Below are 20,375 nucleotides of genomic sequence, written 5' to 3'. Positions count from 1 at the left end.
CGCCAAATGACCGGGATGATCCTGCCGATGATCGATCGTCTGCGCCGTGTGATGCTCTTGCGCTACCTGCTCGCCAGCGTCGGCGCGCTGGCGGTGGACATGGGCTCGTTCCTTGCGCTGCTGGCGATGGGGACCGCTCCCGTCATCGCTTCGGCGAGCGGATATTCGCTTGGCATCGTGGCGCATTGGTTGCTGTCGAGCCGCGCGGTGTTTACCGACTCGGTTGCCGCCGAGCGTGGAGCGCGCAACCGCCAGAAGGCGCTGTTCGTCGGCTCGGCGCTCGTGGGGCTGGCGCTGACCACGCTGATTGTCGGGGCGGGTACTGCGATGGGGCTTGATTCGCGTATTTCCAAGCTGGTCGCCATCGGCGCGAGCTTCACCGCGACATGGCTGCTCAGGAAACGGGTCGTCTTTCAGTGATGCACAGCATTTCCGGCCCACCGCCGGGAGAACGCCGCGCGAGCCTGCCCTGGACCGGCGTGATCGTGGCATGGATCGTGGTTGCTGCGCTGATGCTCCTGGTGATCGGCGGCAGGCTGACGCCGGCAGCATTTGCGGACGGCGACGACGCCTTGCGCCTGCAACAGGTGCGTGACCTGCTGGCCGGGCAGGGATGGTTCGATCTGCACCAGTACCGCATCGCGCCGCCCGAAGGGGTGGCGATGCACTGGACCCGCGTAGTGGACCTGCCGATCGCGGCGGTGATCCTGCTGCTGCGGCCCTTCATCGGCACTGCACAGGCCGAAATCTGCGCGATCGTGATCGTGCCATTGCTGAGCCTGCTGGCGGCAATGGCGCTGGCGGCGCGACTGGCGGCGCGCCAGTTCGGGCGCAACGTGGGTATCGTGGCGGCCTTGCTGGTCGCGGTGGCCGTGCCTGCATCGTTCCGGATGATGCCGCTGCGCATCGACCATCACGCCTGGCAGTTCGTGCTCGCGCTCGTCGCGCTGAACGGCTTGGCCGCTCGCGTGCCGAAGAGCGGCGGCGCGGTGGCGGGCCTCGCGCTGGCATTGGCGCTGTCGATCTCGCTCGAATCTCTGCCGCTGACGGTCATCGTGGCGGCGGTTTGCACGCTTCGCCTGTTGCGGGGGCAGGGCGACTGGCTGGTTGCCTATATGGCGAGCCTTGCGCTGGGCAGCGTGGCGCTGTTCCTTGGCACCCGGGGCTTGAGCGACCTTGCCCAGCATTGCGATGCGCTGTCGCCGGTGCACGTGGCCGTGCTGGTGTGGACCGGCGCCGGATGCGCCCTGATCCTGCCACGCCTGCGCAATCGTCCGCCGATGCTGAGTCTGGCGACGCTGGCTCTGCTCGGGCTCGGCGCGATAGCGATAGCGGGACTTGCTGCGCCGCAATGCCTTTCGGGCGATGCCTTTGCCGAACTTGATCCGCTGGTCCGCAAGGTCTGGCTGGGCTCGGTGCGCGAGGGATTGCCGGTCTGGCGGCAGGGACTGGTGCTTGGAGGGACCATGGTGCTGGTGCCTCTCATCGGCCTTGTGGCGTGCTGGCGGCTTTGGCGGGGCAGCCGCGATGCGGCCACGCGTGACTGGTGGCTGGACATGGGGCTGCTGCTGGCCGGCGCTATGCTGGTGGGCGTGATGGTGGCGCGCGCCTCGGGCGTCGCCTGCCTGTTCGCGGCCGTGCCTGCGGCGTGGCAGCTAGAGGACTTGTTCTTGCGCTGGCAGGCCGATCGTCTGTTGTGGCGGCGCCTTGCACGCGTGGGCGGCATGATCGCACTACTTCTGCCGGGCGGTGTGATCGGCATGGCCCAAGCCATCATTGCTCCGCCCGAGGCGACGACACGGCCATCGACACAGGCCTGCGATTTTCAGGCGCTGGTTCCGGCCATGGCGTCCATGCCGCGCGCAACCGTGCTTGCCGGGCTGGACATCGGGCCGACGCTGCTGGTGACCACCGGGCACACGGTCATTGCCACGGCCCACCATCGTGCGAGCGCCGCGATGCGCGATGAACTCGTTGCCTTCCTCGGCCCGGACCGGGGTGCGCGGGCAGTAATGGCCAAGCGCGGCGCGACGCTGGTGGCGGTCTGCGCTGCGGGAAGCGAATCCCGTGTCTATGCGCACCTCGCCCCGGACGGGTTCATGGCACACCTGATAGAGGGCAAGGTGCCTGAGTGGCTGGAGCCCGTGCCGGTTCCGGCGCAGAGCGGGGTCAAGGTCTGGCGGGTACGCGCACCCTGATCAGGAGGTGAGAGCGCGATAGCGCTCCGTGAAGGGCGTCAGGTGGTCGCGATAGGCCTCCGCTGCGCCGATGGCTCCTGTATTGATCGGCTCGCGCACCTGCATCACGCTGGCGGTGGACACGATGCGCTTGGTTTCGTGAGGACGGAACACCTGCGGCTCGGGCGCCAGACCGCAGTGGTCCAGAATCCGGGGAATCTGCGTCTCGGGCGTGCGGACCAGTTCCTGATAGTCCACGACGAGGATGCGCTCCGGGAACATCCGCGACCAGTGGTGGAACAACTGGTCTTCAAGCGCGAAGTGGGTGGCGATGTCCTCGAGCTTCCACGACCAGTCGAGACCCTGGATGAAATAGGTGCGGAATGCCGACCAGGCACAGTCCACCGGGTCACGCCGCAGCCAGATTACCGGGGCCTGTGGCAGCAGTGCAGCGATCAGGCCCATGAAGCGGCTGGTGTTGAGCGCCTTGTCGACGTAGCGACCGGCCTTGCCGAAACGCTCCTGTCCGAGGTGGAGATAGAGCGCGGCAAGATCATCGGCCTTGCCGCCCTTGCCGAGATAGTTCTTGAGACCAGCGCCGGAAAGCGAAGGCAGATCACGGCTGACGATCGCCATGCGGCCCAGTTCCTCACCACCTGAAACGGCCGAATGGCTGACCAGGATCTGTTCGACCAGAGTGGTGCCGGAGCGTGGCAGGCCGGTGACGAAGATGGGCTGGCTGGTTTCGATCGTGACCTGGCGGTTTACGCCTGCGACGAACTCGGGGTCGAAGCCTTCACGGCACAGATCGACTTCGCGCGCATCTGCCTTGGCATCATAGGGGCGCCATCCCGGCACGAGGGCGGCGCCTGCGCTGAAATGGCGGAATGCGGCCTGGGCCTCCCCGCGGTCGAAATGGACGCGTCCGGCGGCGTAGTGGAAATGGGCACGCTCTAACGCAGGTGCGCCCGACATGCGCGATTCCGCTGTGAGAATACGGTCGCCGACAGGGTCTCCGCTCTTGCGCTTTCGTGCCGCAGCGAGCGCAAGCATTGCCTGACCCAGTGCAGGATTGGCGTCGAGCGCGGCAAGGAGAAGATCTTCGGCTTCCTGCGTCCGTCCGAGATTCACCGCAATGGTGCCGCGAATGTAGCGGTTGCCGGGAACGTCCGGGACCGCCGGGGGCACTTTTTCCATTACCGCCCAGGCCTGTTCCAGACGGCCGGTCTGGGCGAGCATGGCTGCCTGAAGAAAGGCGGCCTGAGGATCGCCTCGGCGATGGTTGGCGTAGTTCTGCATGGCCGCGTTGGCGGCGGAGATCTCGCCGTTGGTCTGCATGACCCGGGCGATGGAGTGCCACTTGTCGCCCAGCGGCGCGCGGCCGGCAATCAGGGCGAACGCTGCAGAATTGGCATCGCGCCGACTGTTGGATTCCAGCGCTGCAACGAAGCGGCGCAACTGGGTGACGGCTTCGTCTTGGGTCATGGCGATCAGGGACATCCGCAGGTGCTACAGCATGGGCACGGGCAAAAGAATAGGTCGCGTACCGAAGACAAAAAGAAGGGGCGACCGAAGCCGCCCCTTCCCATTTTGCTCGAGACTTCGTTCCAGATCAGAAGTTCACGCCGAACTGGAAGCGGAAGTAGCGCGGCTGCTGGTACGACAGCGGGGTGCCGTAGTCGCCGCGCGGACGACCGTTGCCCTGGGTGCCGACTTCGCGAAGGTCGAGGACGTTCTTCTGGTTGAAGACGTTGAACACGTCCACGCGGAAGGTGGCTTCGACCGCATCGGTGGGCAGCGTGAACACGGCCGACAGGTTGGTGAAGATGTTCCAGTCCGACTTCAGCTGCGAACCACGCGGGGTCAACTGCAGCGACGTGCTGCTTGCGCCGTTCGAGAAGCCCTTGAACGCCGGGTTGGTGATCACGTTGCCGTCAGCGTCGAGGTTGCAGTAGAAGCCTGCAGCGCCGTAGGCACCCGCATAAGGATCGATGCTGCGCGGCACGCGACCGATACAGCCGAACTTGCGCGGTGCGATCGCCTGGAACTGCGCACCGAGCGTCAGCCAGTCGGCAATCTTGTACGAGCCGAACACCTTGAACTTGTGACGTGCATCGTTCGGCAGGTAGCCATAGGCGCCGTTGACGAGACCCGGCTGGTCGAACGCGGTGGTCAGGCCGGAGTCGGTCTGGCCGTTGTCCGAACGGATACCGCCTTCGATGTTACCTTCCGACTTCGACCAGGTGTACGAACCCGAAAGGCTCCACACGCCGTCGAATTCGCGGTCGAAGGTGAAGGTGATCGCCTTGTAGGTGCGCTTTGCACGCGGATAGCCCAGGTCAGCCGCCGAGAAGTTGATCGTGCGGAGAGTGGATTCACCGTTGACCGGGTTCGACAGGGTGATCGTGGCATCGCGACCCGGGTTCGCCAGAACGTACTGGTGGAAACCGGACCAGATCGGGCTGCCCGAAGCGGTGGTGCAATCGATGTTGTTGTCGTCGCAGTACTTGTTGACGGCAGCGTCGATTGCGATGTCTTCGAGCGAGTCGTTCAGCTTGCGGTACTGGCCAAACAGACCGAGGCGGATACGGCTGCCGATCTGCTGTTCGACGCCGAACACGAACTCGTCAACCGACTGCGGACGCAGGCTCTTCGAGACGGTGGCTTCCGTGGGAGTGGCCACGCCGTCAGAGATGATGTCGCAGTTGCGGATGCTGTTGTCCGGGCAGGTGGTGGCATCGGCAAAGCCGAGCACCGGAGCACCGAGGATCGGCGTGCCGTCGGGGTTCACGCCGTTGACATAGTTGTAACGGGTGTAGTCGAGTTCCGCGCCAGCAAGGCGGATGTTGGTGTTGGCAACGATCGGCAGGAAGTAACGGCCATACGAACCGTAGACCTTCGTGCGCTTGTCACCGAACGGGTCGAGAGCGAACGACAGGCGCGGAGCCCACTGGTTGCCCGACTTGTAGTAGGTGACGCCGTTCACGTTGTTGTTCGAGAAGCGGTCGTTGCGAACGCCCAGGTTGAGCTGGAGACGGTTGTCGAACAGCGACCAGCTGTCCTGCAGGTAGAATGCCTCGTTCTTCGACTTGAACACGCCACCGTTGATGAACGTACGGCCCGTCACGTAGAGCGTGTTCGGGGTCGAAACGTACACGTCGCCGCTCGGACCCGAGTTCACGTACGTGTAGAACACGTTGCCGGTGTAGCTGCTGGTCGAATCCGTGGTCAGGTTTTCGCGGTCGTAACCACCCTTGAAGTGGTGCTCGCCCATCAGGTTGACGAACAGTTCGGCGTCCGCACGGTAGAACTCGCGGGTGTCGAGGTTGGTTTCGACCACGTTGACCGGGTTGCCGGAAAGCGCGGGGCTGAAGTTACCCGAAGTATCCGAGATACCGGGATAGTTCGGCTGCGTCGAACCAGTGATCTGGCGGTTCTTGTTCTTGCCGTATGCGCCCGAGATCGTGAGGAAGTCGGTCAGCTGGCCGGTGTAACGGGCAACGTAGTTCTCGCCGCCGTCTTCAAGCTGCGCCGTGCTCTGGTAAGCGCCGCGAACCGGAGCGCCGAGGTCGTCACGCGTGTCGTAACCACCGCCGTTTTCGTCGGTGATCCCGTAGGAGTTGCGCAGGGTCTTGGTGGTCGAGTTGAAGTAGGTGAACTCGATGCGGTGACCGTCAAACGGCAGGAAGTCGATCTTGCCGCCGTAGAACGGGGTCTTGGTCGTGTCCTGAAGGCGACGCAGGCCGGTGCTGTAGGGCTGGACCTGAAGGCGGTCGGCCGGATCGGCGCTGTTGGGATCGTCAATCGTGGTATTCGGGTTGACGGTCAGCAGCGTATCGCCCGACTTGATGTAGTTCGTCTGGTAGAAACCGTAGAAGAACAGGCGGTCCTTGATGATCGGGCCCGAGAGGCTGAAGATCGCCTGCTGGGTTTCGCGGGTGTCCTGATCGTTACGGTCGATGAGGGTGTTCGGACGGTCTTCGGTCAGGCTGTCGGGCTGCCAGTTGAACAGCACGCCGCCGTGGAACTGGTTCGAACCCGACTTGGTGATCGCATTGATGAAGCCGCCGGTGAAGCGACCGAATTCTGCCGGGACGCCACCGTTCTTGACTTCGACGGTCTGGTAGAACTCGAACGGAACCGCAACCGAGCCGAGGCCTTCGCGGAAGTCGGTGATGTTCAGGCCGTTGACGAAGAAAGTGTTTTCGGAAACCGACGAACCCGAGATGGCGGGCAGGTTGCCGAATGCGCTGTCGCCCTGGCTTGTGCCGGGAGCGAGCAGGATGACCGAGGTCAGGTCGCGAGCGACGGGAACGCGCTCGGCAATGTCGGCGACCGAGATGACCTGGCCGGTGGTGGTGCGGTCGAAGTCCGAAACGCGGATGCGCTGACCGGTAACGACGATCGAACCGTCAGCCGAAGTGGTGCCGGCACCGGTGCGAACCAGGCGGAACGAGTTGCCGCCTTCGGACTGGGTGATGCGGACGGCGGGGTCGCTGAAGGTCTGGTAGCCCTCGGCCGTGATCGTGAAGGTGTAGGTGCCCTGCGGCAGGGTCGGGATACGGTATCCGCCAGCCGAATCGGTGGTCACCGAACGGGTGAAGCCCTGATCGTTCGACTTGATCTCGACCGTTGCACCTGCGAGCGGAGCATCGTCCTCGCCGACGATCTGGCCGCTTGCGGTTGCGTAGGTGAAGTCCTGCGCCATGGCAGGCGCGACGAAGGCGGCCGAGCCGGCGAAACCGGCGACGACCAGCGCAAGAGGCGCGGCGCTCGCACGGAGCGCAGAGAAGGTTTTGATGTTCACGTTTCCAGTCCCTTTTGTCCTGTAGCCCACGCGCCGGTGAGGCTGTCGCAGGCACTTTCCCGTTTCACCAAACCTTGGCGACGTGCTGTTGCACATCGCGTTTGGCCCCCTGGTTGACGGGCAAGATGAGCCTGTGTGGCTGAAATGTGTCGGTCCATCAAAACACGATTGTAAGTTGTGAAATGAATTCGAAGCATGTGTAGCGAAAGTGCCACACCGCCTTTGGGGCAGGGATGTTGCCCCGCGATTCCGGCCATTTAGAGGTGATGCACGGAAATTACAGTTACCTTCGGTTCACTTGCCATTAATTTCAACGGCGACGGTTTCGGTTGAAACAACCGTGTCTTGTGAACGCTAAATGGGTTGCAGAGGATACCGGAATCGGGTTGATCCCGTACGCTTGCCGACCTCAATGTTGCAAACTGTGCAAGAAAGCGCCTGGTTCCGCAGGGTGACCAGCGGTCAGGAAGCGGAGTCGATCAGCAGCAAGGGGTCGATGCGGTTTTCGCGCCATTTGACCGACCAGTGGAGGTGCGGCCCCGTGGCACGGCCGCTGCTGCCGATTCGACCAATCGGCTCGCCTCGCTGCACGTGCTGCCCTTCGCTCACCAGCAATTCCGAGGCGTGCAGGAAGGCGCTGTTCAGGCCCATGCCGTGGTCGAGCATGAGCAGGCGACCCTCAAGGCTGAAAGGCGTCTGCGCTGCAAGGAGGACCACGCCGTCGGCCGGAGCGACGTAAGTCGTGCCAGCGCCGCCGGCAATGTCGAGGCCGGAGTGATAGGCGGCAGGTTCACCCTTGTAGATGCGCTGCGAGCCGAAGAAGCCCGAGAAGCGGCCCGGAGCAGGGCGGATGAAATCCTGTCGCCAGCCTTGCGCGCCAGTATCGAGTGCGCGGGCGGCGGAGATGCGGGCAAGTTCGGCGCGGCGCAGGCGCAGATAGTCCTCGTCGGTCACGCCGCCGGGTTTGCGGGCGACGTTGATATGCTCGATCCGCCAGGCGCGGGGGGCGATGGCGATGTCGCGGGTGGACTGGGTTCCGCCAGGCGGCGTGACCGTGATCCGCGCCAACGCGCCGGCGTCCCGGTCGAATGCCAGCAGGAAGGCACCGTCAGGCGCAAAGCTTAAGGGCTTGCCGTCCAGCATCAGTGCCGTCGAGCCGGGCTGGACCCGGCCGCGCAGCCATCCGCCCTGCATCGCCCTGCCGCCGGGTTCGATCGTCAGCGCGGACGTAGGTGCATTGCCGCCCAAGGCCATGCCCGCCAGCGTGGCGGCGGACCCGGTGAGGAACGCGCGCCGCTGGAGGATCATCGGCAGGCCCTCAGCCTTCGAGGTGGCGGCGCGTCGAGATTTCGGCAGTGGCGTAGGCTTCCTGCCGCTCTGCACACCAGTAGCGCAGGGCATCGAGCGGGATCTGCTCGCCGCTCACCGCGCAGACGACATGGTCGCCGCCCGAAAGCTGGCGGAAGGAGCCGGAAAGATAGTGCAGGCGCGCGAGGCGGCCGGATTGGGACATCAGCATGGGGGCAATGTAGTCGCTTGTGCGCCTCAGAACAATTCCTGCTGATTGCCCGGCGTCGCAGGGGAGCGTGGTTTGGGCGCGGGGCGTGGCGGCGGCGTGGAGCCTGTGCTCACGTCGAGCGTGCCATCGGCGAACTTGAGTGTGAGTGCGGCGCGCTGGGTAGCGGTGGCCTTGTCCTTGATCAGGTGGCCGTCGCGGTCGGTCACCAGCACATAGCCGCGCGCAAGCGGGGCCTCGGGATCGAGCGACTTGCGCAGACGATCGAGTGCGTCGACCTTGCTGCGCGCATGCTCGATGCGCTGGAGCAGCACTTCAGGGCGCAGGCGGCGGGCAGCAAGGCGCTCAGCTTCGCGCTCGACGCGGGCGGAGAGCAGCGCAGGGCGCAAGGCTCCGGCATGGCGGGCGAGGAGCGACCCTGCGATTTCGGTGCGGTGGAGCAGGGCGCGGCGCAGGCGCTCGGCCAGATCGTCGACGCGCTGGGCCTGGCCCTGCAGCAGGGTCTGCGGCTGGGGCAGGCGCTGGCTGCGCGCCTCGAGGCGTTCTTTCGACTGTGCGAGCTGGCGGGCAAGCGCGCGGCGCTGGCGCGCGTTGAGATCGGCGACGAAGGCGGCAAGTTCGGCCTGCACCGGCACCGCGAGTTCGGCGGCAGCGGTGGGAGTAGGGGCGCGCAAGTCTGCCGCGAAATCGCACAGTGTGGTGTCGGTCTCGTGGCCGACGGCGCTGATGATCGGGATGGTGCAGTCGGCCACGGCGCGGACGACCTCTTCCTCGTTGAAGCACCACAGGTCTTCGATAGAGCCGCCACCGCGCGCGACAATGACAAGGTCGGGCCGGGGGATCGGACCGCCTTCGGGCAGGGCGGAGAAGCCGCGCACTGCGTTCGCCACTTGCGCGCCCGCGCCCTGACCCTGCACCAGCACCGGCCAGACGACGACGCGGGTGGGGAAGCGGTCGGACAGACGATGCAGGATGTCGCGGATGACAGCGCCGGTGGGCGAGGTGACCACGCCGATCACGCGGGGCAGGAAGGGCAGCGGCTTCTTGCGGGCAGGATTGAACAGGCCCTCGGCTTCGAGGCGGGCCTTGAGCTTGGCGAGCAGCGCCAGCAGCGCGCCTTCGCCCGCAATCTCCATTCGTTCGATCACGATCTGGTAGTTCGAGCGCCCGGGATAGGTGGTGAGCTTGCCGGTGGCGATGACTTCGACGCCGTCTTCGGGCCGGAAGTTCAGGCGCTGCACGTTGCCGCGCCACATCACGCCATCAAGCCGCGCGTTCTCGTCCTTGAGGCTGACGTAAAGGTGGCCGGAGGCGGCGCGCTTAACGCCCGAAAGCTCCCCGCGCACGCGCACGAAGCCGAAGCGATCCTCGACCGTGCGCTTGAGCAGCGCCGAAATCTCGGAGATCGACAGGGCCGGAGCGTTGTCGCCAGCCGATTCCCTCGCTAGGAGCCCGCCCGAGCCATTTGTATCGTCGTCGTCATAGGGCGCGGAAGGGAATGCCATGAATATCCTGCTGCTGGGATCGGGTGGGCGCGAACATGCCCTCAGCTGGAAACTGGCCCAATCGCCGCTGACGGGCAAGCTCTATGCGGCACCCGGCAACCCGGGCATCGCGCAACATGCCGAGCTGGTGGCGCTGGACCTGACCGACCATGCCGCCGTGGTGACGTTCTGCGAGAGCAATCGCATTGGTCTTGTCGTGGTCGGCCCTGAAGCGCCGCTGGTCGATGGCCTGACGGATTCGCTCCGCGCTGCGGGCTTCTCGGTGTTCGGGCCCAGCCGGGCGGCGGCACAGCTTGAAGGGTCGAAGGGCTTCACCAAGGATCTTTGCGCGCGGGCCGACATTCCGACGGCGGGTTATGTGCGCACGAAATCGCTGGAAGAAGCGCGTGCGGCGCTGAAGGATTTCGGCGCGCCGGTGGTCATCAAGGCCGATGGTCTGGCCGCGGGCAAAGGCGTCGTGGTGGCGATGACCATGGCCGAAGCCGAAGCAGCGGTCGACGACATGTTCGATGGCGCGTTCGGCGCTGCCGGTGCCGAAGTCGTCATCGAAGAATTCATGACTGGCGAGGAAGCGAGCTTCTTCGCGTTGACCGATGGTGCGACGATCGTGCCGTTCGGTTCGGCGCAGGATCACAAGCGCGTCGGCGATGGCGATACCGGCCCCAACACCGGAGGCATGGGCGCCTACAGCCCGGCGCGGGTGCTGACGCCGGAACTGGAAGCGCAAGTGCTCTCGCAGATCATCGCGCCCACGGTGAAGGCCATGGCCGACGAAGGCATGCCCTATTCGGGCGTACTCTATGCGGGGCTGATGCTGACCGAACAGGGCCCCAGGCTGATCGAATACAACGCGCGCTTCGGCGATCCCGAATGCCAGGTGCTGATGATGCGGCTGGAGAGCGACCTCGTCGAACTGCTGCTGGCCTGTGCCGACAACAAGCTTTCGAGCATCCAGCCCCCGCGCTTTTCCAATGACGTGGCGATGACTGTGGTCATGGCGGCGGAAGGCTATCCCGGTACGCCGAAGAGGGGCGGGCGGATCGACCACATTCCCGCGGTCGAGGCGACAGGTGCGAAGGTGTTCCACGCAGGGACCTCGCTTTCGGCGGACGGCGTGCTTTCGGCCAGCGGCGGGCGCGTTCTCAACGTGACGGCCAAGGGCCCGAGCGTAAAGGCGGCGCGCGACGCGGCCTATGCGGCAGTCGATGCGATCAGTTTTCCGGAAGGCTTTTGCCGTCGCGACATCGGCTGGCGCGAGATCGAGCGGGAACAGGCGGGGGGCTGAGCACTCAGCTTGAGGCAAGAGGCTCACCTGTCGGCGAATGCCCACCCCTGAGCCCTCCCGCTTGCGGGAGGGGGAATGATAGCGCGGACCTTTGTTCTCCCCTCCCGCAAGCGGGAGGGGCTGGGGGTAGGCTTCCAGCGCTGCCTTAAATCACCCCGTTCGCGGCCATTTGAGCAAGTTCCGCTTCGCCCAGCCCCAGCAGTTCGCCGTAGATCTCGGCGTTGTGCTGGCCGACCTTTGACGGCGCGGCGCGCCTTACGGTGCCCGGTGTTGCCGAGAACTTGGGGAAGCTCGACTGCATCTTGAGCGGGCCGAAGCGCTCGGTTTCGACCTCGATGATCGCCTCGCGCGCCTGGAAGTGCGGGTCGGCCAGCATGTCGGGCGCGCGATAGACGCGGCCTGCGGGGATCGAATATTCGATCATCAGCGCGTCGACCTCGTCCACTGTCAGGGTGCGGGTCCACTGGTTGATCAGCTCGTCCAGCTCGTCCTGATTCTCGCCGCGGGCAAGGTGCGTGGCATAGCGCGGATCGTCGCCGAGTTCGGGGCGGCCCATCGCCGTGGCGAGGCGCTTCCACAGCGAGTCCTTGTTGGCCCCGATCATGAACTCGCCGTCCTTGCACTTGTAGACGTTGGACGGAGCGATGCCCTTGAGCACCGAGCCTGAGCGTTCGCGGATGTAGCCGGTACGGTCGTATTCGGGGACGAGGCCTTCCATGACCTGCAGCACGGATTCGTAGAGCGCGGCGTCAATCACCTGCCCGCGCCCGGTCTGCGCGCGTTCGTGCAGAGCTGCCAGAACGCCCATGCAGCCGTATGTGGCAGTGAGCGTATCGCCGATCGAGATGCCCATGCGGCTGGGCGCGCGGTCGGGTTCGCCCACAATGTAGCGCCACCCGCCCATGGCCTCGCCAATGCCGCCAAAGCCCGCGCGGTCGGAATAGGGGCCGGTCTGGCCATAGCCGGACATGCGCGCGATGATCAGATCGGGCTTTGCGGCGAGGAGCACGTCAGGGCCGAGGCCCCACTTCTCCATCGTGCCGGGCTTGAAATTCTCGATCACCACATCGGCGTGGGCGATCAGCTTCTTCACCAGCGCCTGACCTTCTGGAACGCGCAAGTTGGCGCTGACCGAGCGCTTGTTGCGCGCGATAACTTCCCACTGGACCTTTTCCGAGCCTTGGCCCCAGTCGCGCATGGGATCGCCGGTCACGGGCGGTTCGACCTTGATCACGTCTGCGCCCATGTCGCCCAGCAACTGGCCGCAGAACGGACCTGCAAGGAGCTGGCCGAGTTCGACGACACGGATGTCCCTGAGAGCGCCGGGGTTATTGGTAGCCATGGTCATTCCGCCGCCTCCAGTAGCGGCCATTCGGGTTGAACGGGGGCAGGCAAGCCGGTTTCCGCTTCGCAGTTTGCGCGAAGCGTCTCGATGCCTGGTCCGTAGTTGAACAGCGGAAGCTCGCCCCGCTCATCGCGCAGGCGCGCGCGCAAGGCTTCGGTCTCGGCGAGATTGACCGCTCCACGGTCATCGGCGACCACACCGTAAGCGAGCGCGCCCTGCGCGGTGACGAGGCCCTGCACGATCTCCTTGCCGACCAGCGCCGGATCGCGCTCAAGCGGATCGCCCCAGCCGCCGCCGCCCCAGGTGATGAAGTGGAGCATGTCACCGGCTTCGACTTCAAGGTCTTCGACCTTGTTGCCGACGATGGTCTGCGCGCCATCGGGCTTTTCGAGGATCTTGCGGGCGCGCGCGCCGGGCTCGCCGCCGTTGACGCCCCAGGGCGGTACGAACCAGCGGTCGTCATGGATCGCGATCGTGCCCTTGGAGAGGAAGCGGTAGGTCATGCGGATGCCGTTGCCACCGCGATGGAGGCCTGCGCCACCCGAATCCGGCTCGCACTCGTAGCGCTCGATCACCATCGGGAAGTAGCGTTCGAGGAACTCGTTGGGCACGTTGGTGAAGCCCGGCCAGAGCGAGTGGCCATCGGGCCCATCGCCCATCGGACGTCCCGGAATGCCGCCGAAGCCGATCTGGAAGAGCTGGAACCACTCGCCGTTCTTGCCCGCACGCTCGTCGTTGCCCGCGTAGAACAGGTGCGGTGAAGAGGAGAACCCGGCAGCGTTGAGGAATTCCGGGGTCTTCTGGCCGAGCAGTCCGCCGAGGATGTCGAAGATCCGGCCCAGCGCGTGGGTGCGTCCCGAGAGCGCGGCGGGGAACTTCGGCTTGAGCAGCGAGCCTTCGGGAATGCGCACGTCGATCAGGTCGTAGAAACCGTCGTTGAACAGGATCTGCGGGTCGAAGACCATGATCATGTAGATGCCGAAGAACATCTTGAACATGTTCTCGTTGAGGAAGAAGTTGATCGAGGCAACCGACTGCGGATCGGTCCCTGCGAAATCGAGGATGACCTTCTCCCCCTCGCGCCACATCGTGCACTTGATCTTGTACGGGCCAAAGCCCATGCCATCGTCGCAGATGTAGTCCTCGAAACTCACCGGCTCCTCGGCAATGGCCATGCCGACCAGCGCTTTCATCGCACGGTGATTGCGGGCGAGGAGTTCCTGCGTGGCCGACACATAGACGTCGTCGCCGAAACGGGCGGCCATTTCGATCACGCGGCGGGCGGCCACGCGGCAGGCGGCGATCAGGGCATTGAGGTCTGCCGCGCACCAGTCGGGCTTGCGCGTCTGGTGCATGACGAGGCGGATGAGGTCCTCGTTGTATTCGCCCTTCTTCCAGATTTTCACCGGCGGAATGCGCACGCCTTCCTCGAAGATCGAGCGGGCGTTGATCGGCATCGAACCGACGACCTTGCCGCCGATGTCGGACTGGTGGCCGAACATCGAGGTATAGGCGATCAGGCGGCCATCCTTGAACACGGGCAGCAGCACGAGCCAGTCGTTCGAGTGGCTGACCGCTCCGCCGACCGAATAGGGGTCGGACAGGAAGATCATGTCGCCGTCCTCGAGCGTGCCCTCGTAGTTGTCGAGGAAGCCGCCGATAAACGAGCCGAACTGGCCGACGATCATCTTGCCGGTGTGATCGGCGATCAGCGGGAAGGCGTCACCCTGTTCGCGGATGCCGGGCGACATCGCGGTGCGCACAAGCGTCGCGTCCATCTCGATGCGCGCGTTGCGCAGGGCGTTCTCGATGATGTCGAGCGTGACGGGATCGATCGGCACGCGGTTGAAGGGCGTGGCGTTGGTCTGGACGATGGTTGCAGGCATGGGTTCGCGCTCCGTCAGGCCAGATTGATCAGGATGTTGCCGACATGGTCGACGGTGCCGGTGCAGCCGCTCTCGATCAGCGTCGTCGAGTCCATCTCGCAGACAATGGCGGGGCCGGGTATCACGTCTCCGGCGCGCAGCTTGCTGCGGTCGTAGATCACGGCGGGCTGTTCGCGGCCGTCCATCCACAGGGTGTGGTCGCGCATCTTGGCGGCGATGGGGTTGCCGTCGCCCTTTTCCAACTCGGCAGCGGGCAGGTCGAGCGCGCGGCCCATGGCGACCGCGCGCAGGTTCACGATCTCGTGTGGGGTGTCCATGTTGAAGGTGAACAGGCGTTTGTGCTCGGCATCGAAGCGGGCGAGGATTCCGGCGATGCCATCGGTGGTCAGCACGTCGGCAGTGATCGTCAGCGGCACTTCGAAGGCTTGCCCGGCATAGCGCACGTCGACTTCAAAGGCGGTGCTGATCTCGTCTTCCGGCACGCCATCGGCGAGCAGTTCAGCGCGGGTCTGCGCGGCCATTTCGTCGAGGATGGCGATGAGGTCCGCCGCTTCGGTCTGGCTGGCGAGACGGCTGAACGAGCGTGCGGTTTCGGTGCGCATCCGCGTGGTGGCATCGCCGAGCGCACAGAGCACGCCGGGGCTGACCGGCGAGATCGCGGGCCAGCTGCCCATGAGGCGGGCGACGGCGTTGACGTGGAGCGGACCCGCCCCACCAAAGCCCATCAGCGCGAAGTCGCGCGGATCGTAGCCCTGCTGCACCGATATCATGCGCAGCGCGCCGAACATGTTCTCGTTGACGATGTCGATGATCCCGCGGGCAGCGGCCATCAGGTCGATGCCGAGCGCATCGGCGATGGTCTGCACCGCCTTCTTCGCGCCTTCGCGGTCGAGATTGAATGTGCCGCCCAAGAGGTTCTCGGGAAGGTAACCGAGCACGACGTTCGCGTCGGTTACCGTGGGCAGGGTGCCGCCTTTTCCATAGGCGACCGGCCCCGGCACTGCTCCTGCGCTTTGCGGCCCGACCCGAAGGGCTCTTGTCAGCTCAGGAACATAAGCGATCGAACCGCCGCCCGCGCCAACCGTCTTCACATCGAGCGCGGAGGCGCGGACCGAGAGATGGCCCACTTCCGTAGTGCGCTGGCGGCGGGCTTCGAGGTTCTCGATCAGGGCAACGTCGGTGCTGGTGCCGCCGACGTCCAAAGTGAGGATGTTCCTGATCCCGGCATTGCGGCCCACCCAGATCGCGCCGGTGACGCCACCGGCAGGTCCGGACATCAGGATGTTTACGGGGTGCTCCTCGGCCTTCTGCGCGCTCATCAGACCGCCGTCGGAGCGCAGCAGCGAGAGCTTGCCGTTCATGCCGGCTTCGGCAAGGCGCGAGCGCAGGTTGGAGACGTACTTGCCGACGACCGGACGCACGGCGGCGTTGGCAACGGTGGTCAGGGTGCGCTCGTACTCCTGCATTTCGGGCAGGACTTCGTGGGAGAGCGAGACCGGCACGCCGGGCAGGATTTCGGCGGCAAGCTGGCCGACGCGCGCTTCGTGGGCGCCATTGGTATAGGCGTTGATCAGGCTGACGGTGATGGCTTCTACGCCATTTGCCTTGAGCACCGAGAGTTGGGAGCGGATGTCGGCATCGTCTATGGGGCGGATTTCGGTGCCCTCGGCGCTCATCCGGCCCTTGATCGTCACGGTATCTTCAAGCGCGGCGAGTGGCTGGGGCTTGGGCCAGACGATCCATCCGGCAAGGCCGCCGGGCACGAACGAGCGCGCGATCTGCATGACATGGCGATAGCCTTCGGTCGTGACGAGGCCGACGCGCGAACCCTTGCCTTCAAGCACGGCATTGGTGGCGACCGTGGTGCCATGGAGGAAGTAATCCACGTCACCGGGCGTGATCCCGGCCTTCTCGCAGATCGCGGTCACGCCGTTGAGGATGCCTTCCGAGCTGTCATGCGGGGTCGATGGCGTCTTGTGCCGCCAGAACGCGCTGCTGCTGGTGTCGAAAAGCAGGAGGTCGGTAAACGTGCCACCGACGTCCACGCCAAGGCGATAGCCCATCTCGTTATTGCTCCTGCGGTATCTTGGGGAAGGCGGGCGCTTGCGCCACCATTCCGGGAAGTTTGCGATCCATGACAGCGGCCAGCCAGTGGTTGGCCTCGATCAGCTGCGAGAGGTCCATGCCGGTATCCACGCCTGCGCGGTGGAGCATGTAGACGACGTCCTCGCTCGACACGTTGCCCGCGGCGCCTGGTGCGAAGGGGCAGCCGCCGAGGCCACCGAGCGCTGCGTCGACAACAGTCGCTCCAGCCTCGACCGCAGCCCAGACATTGGCGATTCCGGTGCCGCGGGTGTTGTGGAAATGAACCCGTACCGGCAGCGGTGCCACGGCTTCGACCACGCGGCGCACGAGGCGCGAGACATGCGCGGGGTCCGCCACGCCAATGGTGTCGGCAAGGGCAACCTCGATCGGGTTCGCCTCTGCCAGCGAGGATGCCATCGCGACAACGCGGTCCTCGCTGACCTCGCCCTCGAACGGGCAGCCGAATGATGCGCCGATGGTGGCCTGACCCTTGAGACCTGCGTCCTGCGCCATGGCAACGATTGCTTTGGCCGAGGCGACCGATTCGTCGCTGGTCTGGCCCTGGTTGGCAATCGCGAAGCCATCGGTTGCCACGCAGACCGCGCCGAGTTCGTGCAAGGTTCCGGTGGCAATTGCCCGCTCCGCACCCTTGCCGTTCAGGACGAGGCCAATGAAGCTGACGCCGTCGGCCGATGGCAGCCGGGCGCAGACGTCCTCGGCGTCAGCCATCTGCGGCACCCGCTTGGGATTGACGAAACTGGTGACTTCGATGCGGCGGGCACCGGCCGCGATGCTGCGGCGAATCAGTTCAAGCTTGTCCGCCGTGGAGACGATCGTCTTCTCGTTCTGCAGCCCGTCACGCGGGCCGACCTCGACAAAAGAGATTGCCCGCGCGCTCACGCCGGGAAACCGCAATGACAGGGAAGGTGGCCGGGAATCATCAAAATAGGTCTCACTTCGTATTCAATATAACTGTGGGGCTATCTCTGGCAGCGCCGAAACCTGCCCGTAGGTGCAGGTATTCAAGCGCCTTGACCATGACGGTTTGTATACAATAAGCTGCACTTGCCGCAAGCGAGCGTCAAGAGGGTGGGCTCAAGGCCCAGCGCTCGCTGCACAGATCGGATTTCGAACGCACCATGGCCTTCGGGCCAAGACGACATCGAACCGAACAGGGAGGTTTGAGAATGCGTGCCAGCCGTCTTCTAATGAATGCATCGGCCCTGGGCCTGGTGCTCGCCGCCATGCCTGCGCTTGCGCAGGAAGCCCCGCAGGATTCGGCCATGGCGGACGAGACCGGCGAAACGATCATCGTCACCGCGCGCCGCCAGAACGAGCGTCTGCAGGACGTGCCGGCTTCGGTCTCGGTGCTCACAGCATCGGCTCTGCAGAACACCGGCGCGGTCAAGGCCGAGGACTTTACCCAGCTCACGCCGGGCGTCACCATCGTGACCGGCACTGCAGAAGCGGGCGACACCCAGATCAACATTCGCGGCATCAACGGCGCGCGTGACGCCGAAAGCTCAGTCGCCCTCGTTGTCGATGGTATTCTCAAGACCAACACGGCGCAGCTCAACCAACCGCAAGGCACTCTGTCGCAGGTCGAAGTGCTGAAGGGTCCACAGGGCGCACTCTATGGCCGCAACGCTGCCGCTGGTGCGATCGTGCTGCAGACGCTCAAGCCCACCGATACGCTGACTGGGGGCATGCGGGCCTCCTATGCCAATGAAGCCACCTACGAGGCGACCGCGCACATTGCAGGCCCCTTGGGCGACAACGTCGGCTTCGTCGCATCGGGCTATTACTTCAGCACCGATGGCTGGTGGCGGAACAAGTTCCTCAACAACTCCAAGACCGTGGACGACAAGGAGAACTGGGCAATCGACGGTCGCGTCATGATTGGTCGCGGCACTGCCACCCAGATCGACCTCAAGGCCCGATACGCCGAATTCCATGGCGCTTCGCTGCCGTTCAACGCCTCGTTCCACCTGCCGCTGTTCGGCACGGTCAACCCTGCGTTCTACGAGGACGTGAACAAGCACCAGTTCAATTTCTACAACAACATCCGCGCCAGCAACGATCAGAAGAGCGTCGACTTCTCGGCCAAGCTCGATCAGGAATTCGGCAATGGCATGAAGCTGGTGGCTTGGGCGCTCTACTCCGACGTCAAGCAGGACCTCGTAGCTGACGGCACTTCTGCCGACTTCGCACGCTATATCTCGAACGCCAATCCAGCGGTGAACTCGTCGGTTGCCAGCTGCTTCTCGAGCACGGCTGCGCTTACCGGCTTCCCGGTCAACCAGCCCGGCAACATCGGGCAGATCCCGGTACCGTTCCTGTTCGCACCGGCGAACGGATCGACCTTCGGCCCCTACAGCCCGACGACCTGCGACGGCATCCAGTACCAGCTGCGCAACCAGAAGGACTTCAGCACCGAAGTCCGCCTGCTGTCGAACACCGACGGCCCGCTCACCTGGCAGCTTGGGGCATACTACCTGCACATCGACCGCAAGACCGGCGTCAGCCTCGGTGCCGATACTGGGCAGGGCGTGATCAAGCAGCTCTACAACGCGCCCAATACCGCGAACCCGACCTCGCTGCTGCTCGCCGACAAGTTCCGCACCAACGTCTATGCGGCATTCGGTTCGGCTGAGTGGAAGCCTTCCGAAGTCTTCACCGGTGGCATCGCGCTGCGTTATGACATCGAAGACCGCGCGGCCAATTCGCTGGTCCCCAATGCAGTCGATCCGTTCACCGGCGGGCCGATCAATCCGGGCCTCGCGTTCGGGGCCTTCACCCCGCAGAACGCGACGTTCAAGCAGCTCCAGCCCAAGGTGACGCTGAGCTATCACCCGACGAACGCCCTCAACATCTATGCAAACTGGGGCATCGGCTTCAAGTCGGGTGGCTTCAACAACCAGGGCTCGTCCGCGGTGGTCAACACCCGCTTCAACAACGGCGTGACCCCGGGCACGATCGATGCCGACGTGACGATCAACGACCAGTACCGCAAGGAAAAGTCGAGCGCGTTCGAGGCCGGCATCAAGGGCGAGCTGTTCGACGGTCGCATCACCTACGATCTCGCGGGCTACTACACCCGCGTCACCGACATGCAGTTCTTCGAATTCTTCGTCGGCGATTTCGGCTTGCTGCGCGTGGTTTCGAACATCGACCGCGTCGACATCAAGGGTGCCGAAATCAATCTGACCGGCAAGGTCGTGGACGGCTGGAAGGTGTTCGGCTCGTTCAACGTGACCGACAGCGAGATCAAGAAGAACGCCTCGCGCCCCTACACCGTCGGCAACAAGTCGCCCTACACGGCCGACTGGACGCTGAACCTTGGCACTGAAATCACCGCACCGCTGTCCGACAGCGCCAAGCTGCTGTTCCGTGCCGATTACCGCGTGACCGGTCCGACGTGGTTCCACTCGGTGCAGGATCAGGAGCGCCCGACGATCTTCTCGGGGCTCCTGCCGATCTCGCAGCTGCCGTTCCTGCCGCCGGCCTTCGGCAACGCGCGTTATGACGTGGCCAAGCGCGATGCCTTCGGTGTCCTGAACCTGCGTGCGGGCATCACCACGCCGCGTTATCGGATCGCGGTGTTTGCCGACAACCTGCTCGACCGCAAGTACATCGCCGAAGCGATCCCGGCGATCGAGTTCGGCGGCTCCTTCATCTCGCCGGGCGCGCGTCGCCTGATCGGGGTTGAAGTGGGCGCCTCGTTCTGATGAGGGCAGCGGGGAGCAGGCTAGGTCCTGCTCCCCGTTTG

Annotated in this window: 13 protein-coding genes; 4 read left to right on the top strand and 9 right to left on the bottom strand. The window is 64.8% G+C overall.

The window, feature by feature from the left end:
- Positions 1-6 precede the first annotated feature (6 nt).
- Both ACZ1JX_RS14765 and ACZ1JX_RS14760 read left to right on the top strand, forming a co-directional pair.
- Positions 7-420 carry a GtrA family protein gene (locus ACZ1JX_RS14765; protein WP_465124277.1) on the top strand — a complete coding sequence of 138 codons (414 nt, stop codon included), beginning with the start codon at positions 7-9 and terminating at the stop codon, positions 418-420.
- The gene (locus tag ACZ1JX_RS14760) at positions 387-2,198 is read left to right on the top strand and encodes a hypothetical protein (protein WP_465124276.1); all 1,812 of its coding nucleotides are present in this window, start codon (positions 387-389) and stop codon (positions 2,196-2,198) included. The genes ACZ1JX_RS14765 and ACZ1JX_RS14760 overlap by 34 nt, the downstream gene beginning before the upstream one ends.
- Here ACZ1JX_RS14760 and ACZ1JX_RS14755 read toward each other — a convergent pair whose 3' ends face one another.
- The 5 genes from ACZ1JX_RS14755 to xseA form a co-directional block, all read right to left on the bottom strand.
- Positions 2,199-3,662, bottom strand: a complete 1,464-nt coding sequence (locus ACZ1JX_RS14755; RefSeq protein ID WP_465124275.1) for a sulfotransferase family protein — start codon at positions 3,660-3,662, stop codon at positions 2,199-2,201.
- Positions 3,663-3,789: 127 nt separating this feature from the next.
- On the bottom strand, positions 3,790-6,984 hold the full coding sequence (locus ACZ1JX_RS14750; RefSeq protein ID WP_465124274.1) for a TonB-dependent receptor: 3,195 nt from the start codon (positions 6,982-6,984) through the stop codon (positions 3,790-3,792).
- Positions 6,985-7,446: 462 nt separating this feature from the next.
- Positions 7,447-8,292, bottom strand: a complete 846-nt coding sequence (locus tag ACZ1JX_RS14745) for a peptidoglycan DD-metalloendopeptidase family protein (RefSeq protein WP_465124273.1) — start codon at positions 8,290-8,292, stop codon at positions 7,447-7,449.
- Positions 8,293-8,302: 10 nt separating this feature from the next.
- Positions 8,303-8,503 (bottom strand): DUF2093 domain-containing protein, encoded by a 201-nt coding sequence (locus tag ACZ1JX_RS14740; RefSeq protein ID WP_465124272.1) that lies wholly within the window; start codon positions 8,501-8,503, stop codon positions 8,303-8,305.
- Between the two features lie 26 nt (positions 8,504-8,529).
- Positions 8,530-10,005, bottom strand: coding sequence for an exodeoxyribonuclease VII large subunit (gene xseA / locus ACZ1JX_RS14735; protein WP_465124271.1), 1,476 nt, complete (start codon positions 10,003-10,005; stop codon positions 8,530-8,532).
- Here xseA and purD point away from each other — a divergent pair.
- On the top strand, positions 10,004-11,290 hold the full coding sequence (gene purD, locus ACZ1JX_RS14730) for a phosphoribosylamine--glycine ligase (RefSeq protein ID WP_465124270.1): 1,287 nt from the start codon (positions 10,004-10,006) through the stop codon (positions 11,288-11,290). The two genes, xseA and purD, sit on opposite strands and share 2 nt — an antisense overlap.
- Positions 11,291-11,435: 145 nt before the next feature.
- Here the strand turns inward: purD and ACZ1JX_RS14725 are convergent, their stop codons facing one another.
- Genes ACZ1JX_RS14725 through ACZ1JX_RS14710 form a run of 4 tightly spaced genes read right to left on the bottom strand, consistent with a single transcriptional unit; the run spans position 11,436 to position 17,506 of the window.
- Entirely contained in the window at positions 11,436-12,632 is a 1,197-nt protein-coding gene (locus ACZ1JX_RS14725; protein WP_465124269.1) for a CaiB/BaiF CoA transferase family protein, read from the bottom strand.
- A 2-nt stretch (positions 12,633-12,634) separates the two neighbouring features.
- Positions 12,635-14,521 carry a hydantoinase B/oxoprolinase family protein gene (locus ACZ1JX_RS14720; RefSeq protein ID WP_465124268.1) on the bottom strand — a complete coding sequence of 629 codons (1,887 nt, stop codon included), beginning with the start codon at positions 14,519-14,521 and terminating at the stop codon, positions 12,635-12,637.
- Between the two features lie 14 nt (positions 14,522-14,535).
- Positions 14,536-16,584 carry a hydantoinase/oxoprolinase family protein gene (locus tag ACZ1JX_RS14715; protein ID WP_465124267.1) on the bottom strand — a complete coding sequence of 683 codons (2,049 nt, stop codon included), beginning with the start codon at positions 16,582-16,584 and terminating at the stop codon, positions 14,536-14,538.
- Between the two features lie 4 nt (positions 16,585-16,588).
- Positions 16,589-17,506 carry a hydroxymethylglutaryl-CoA lyase gene (locus ACZ1JX_RS14710; RefSeq protein WP_465124266.1) on the bottom strand — a complete coding sequence of 306 codons (918 nt, stop codon included), beginning with the start codon at positions 17,504-17,506 and terminating at the stop codon, positions 16,589-16,591.
- Positions 17,507-17,814: 308 nt separating this feature from the next.
- On the opposite strand from ACZ1JX_RS14710, the gene ACZ1JX_RS14705 reads away from it, so the two are divergent.
- Positions 17,815-20,334: a TonB-dependent receptor gene (locus tag ACZ1JX_RS14705; RefSeq protein WP_465124265.1), complete on the top strand. Its 2,520-nt coding sequence runs from the start codon at positions 17,815-17,817 to the stop codon at positions 20,332-20,334.
- The last annotated feature ends 41 nt before the right edge of the window (positions 20,335-20,375 follow it).

Source organism: Novosphingobium sp. BL-A-41-Hi4A-0G, from assembly GCF_055521735.1.
The sequence above is the reverse complement of the archived record's forward strand: the minus strand, read 5'-3'. Positions and strand labels throughout refer to the sequence as shown.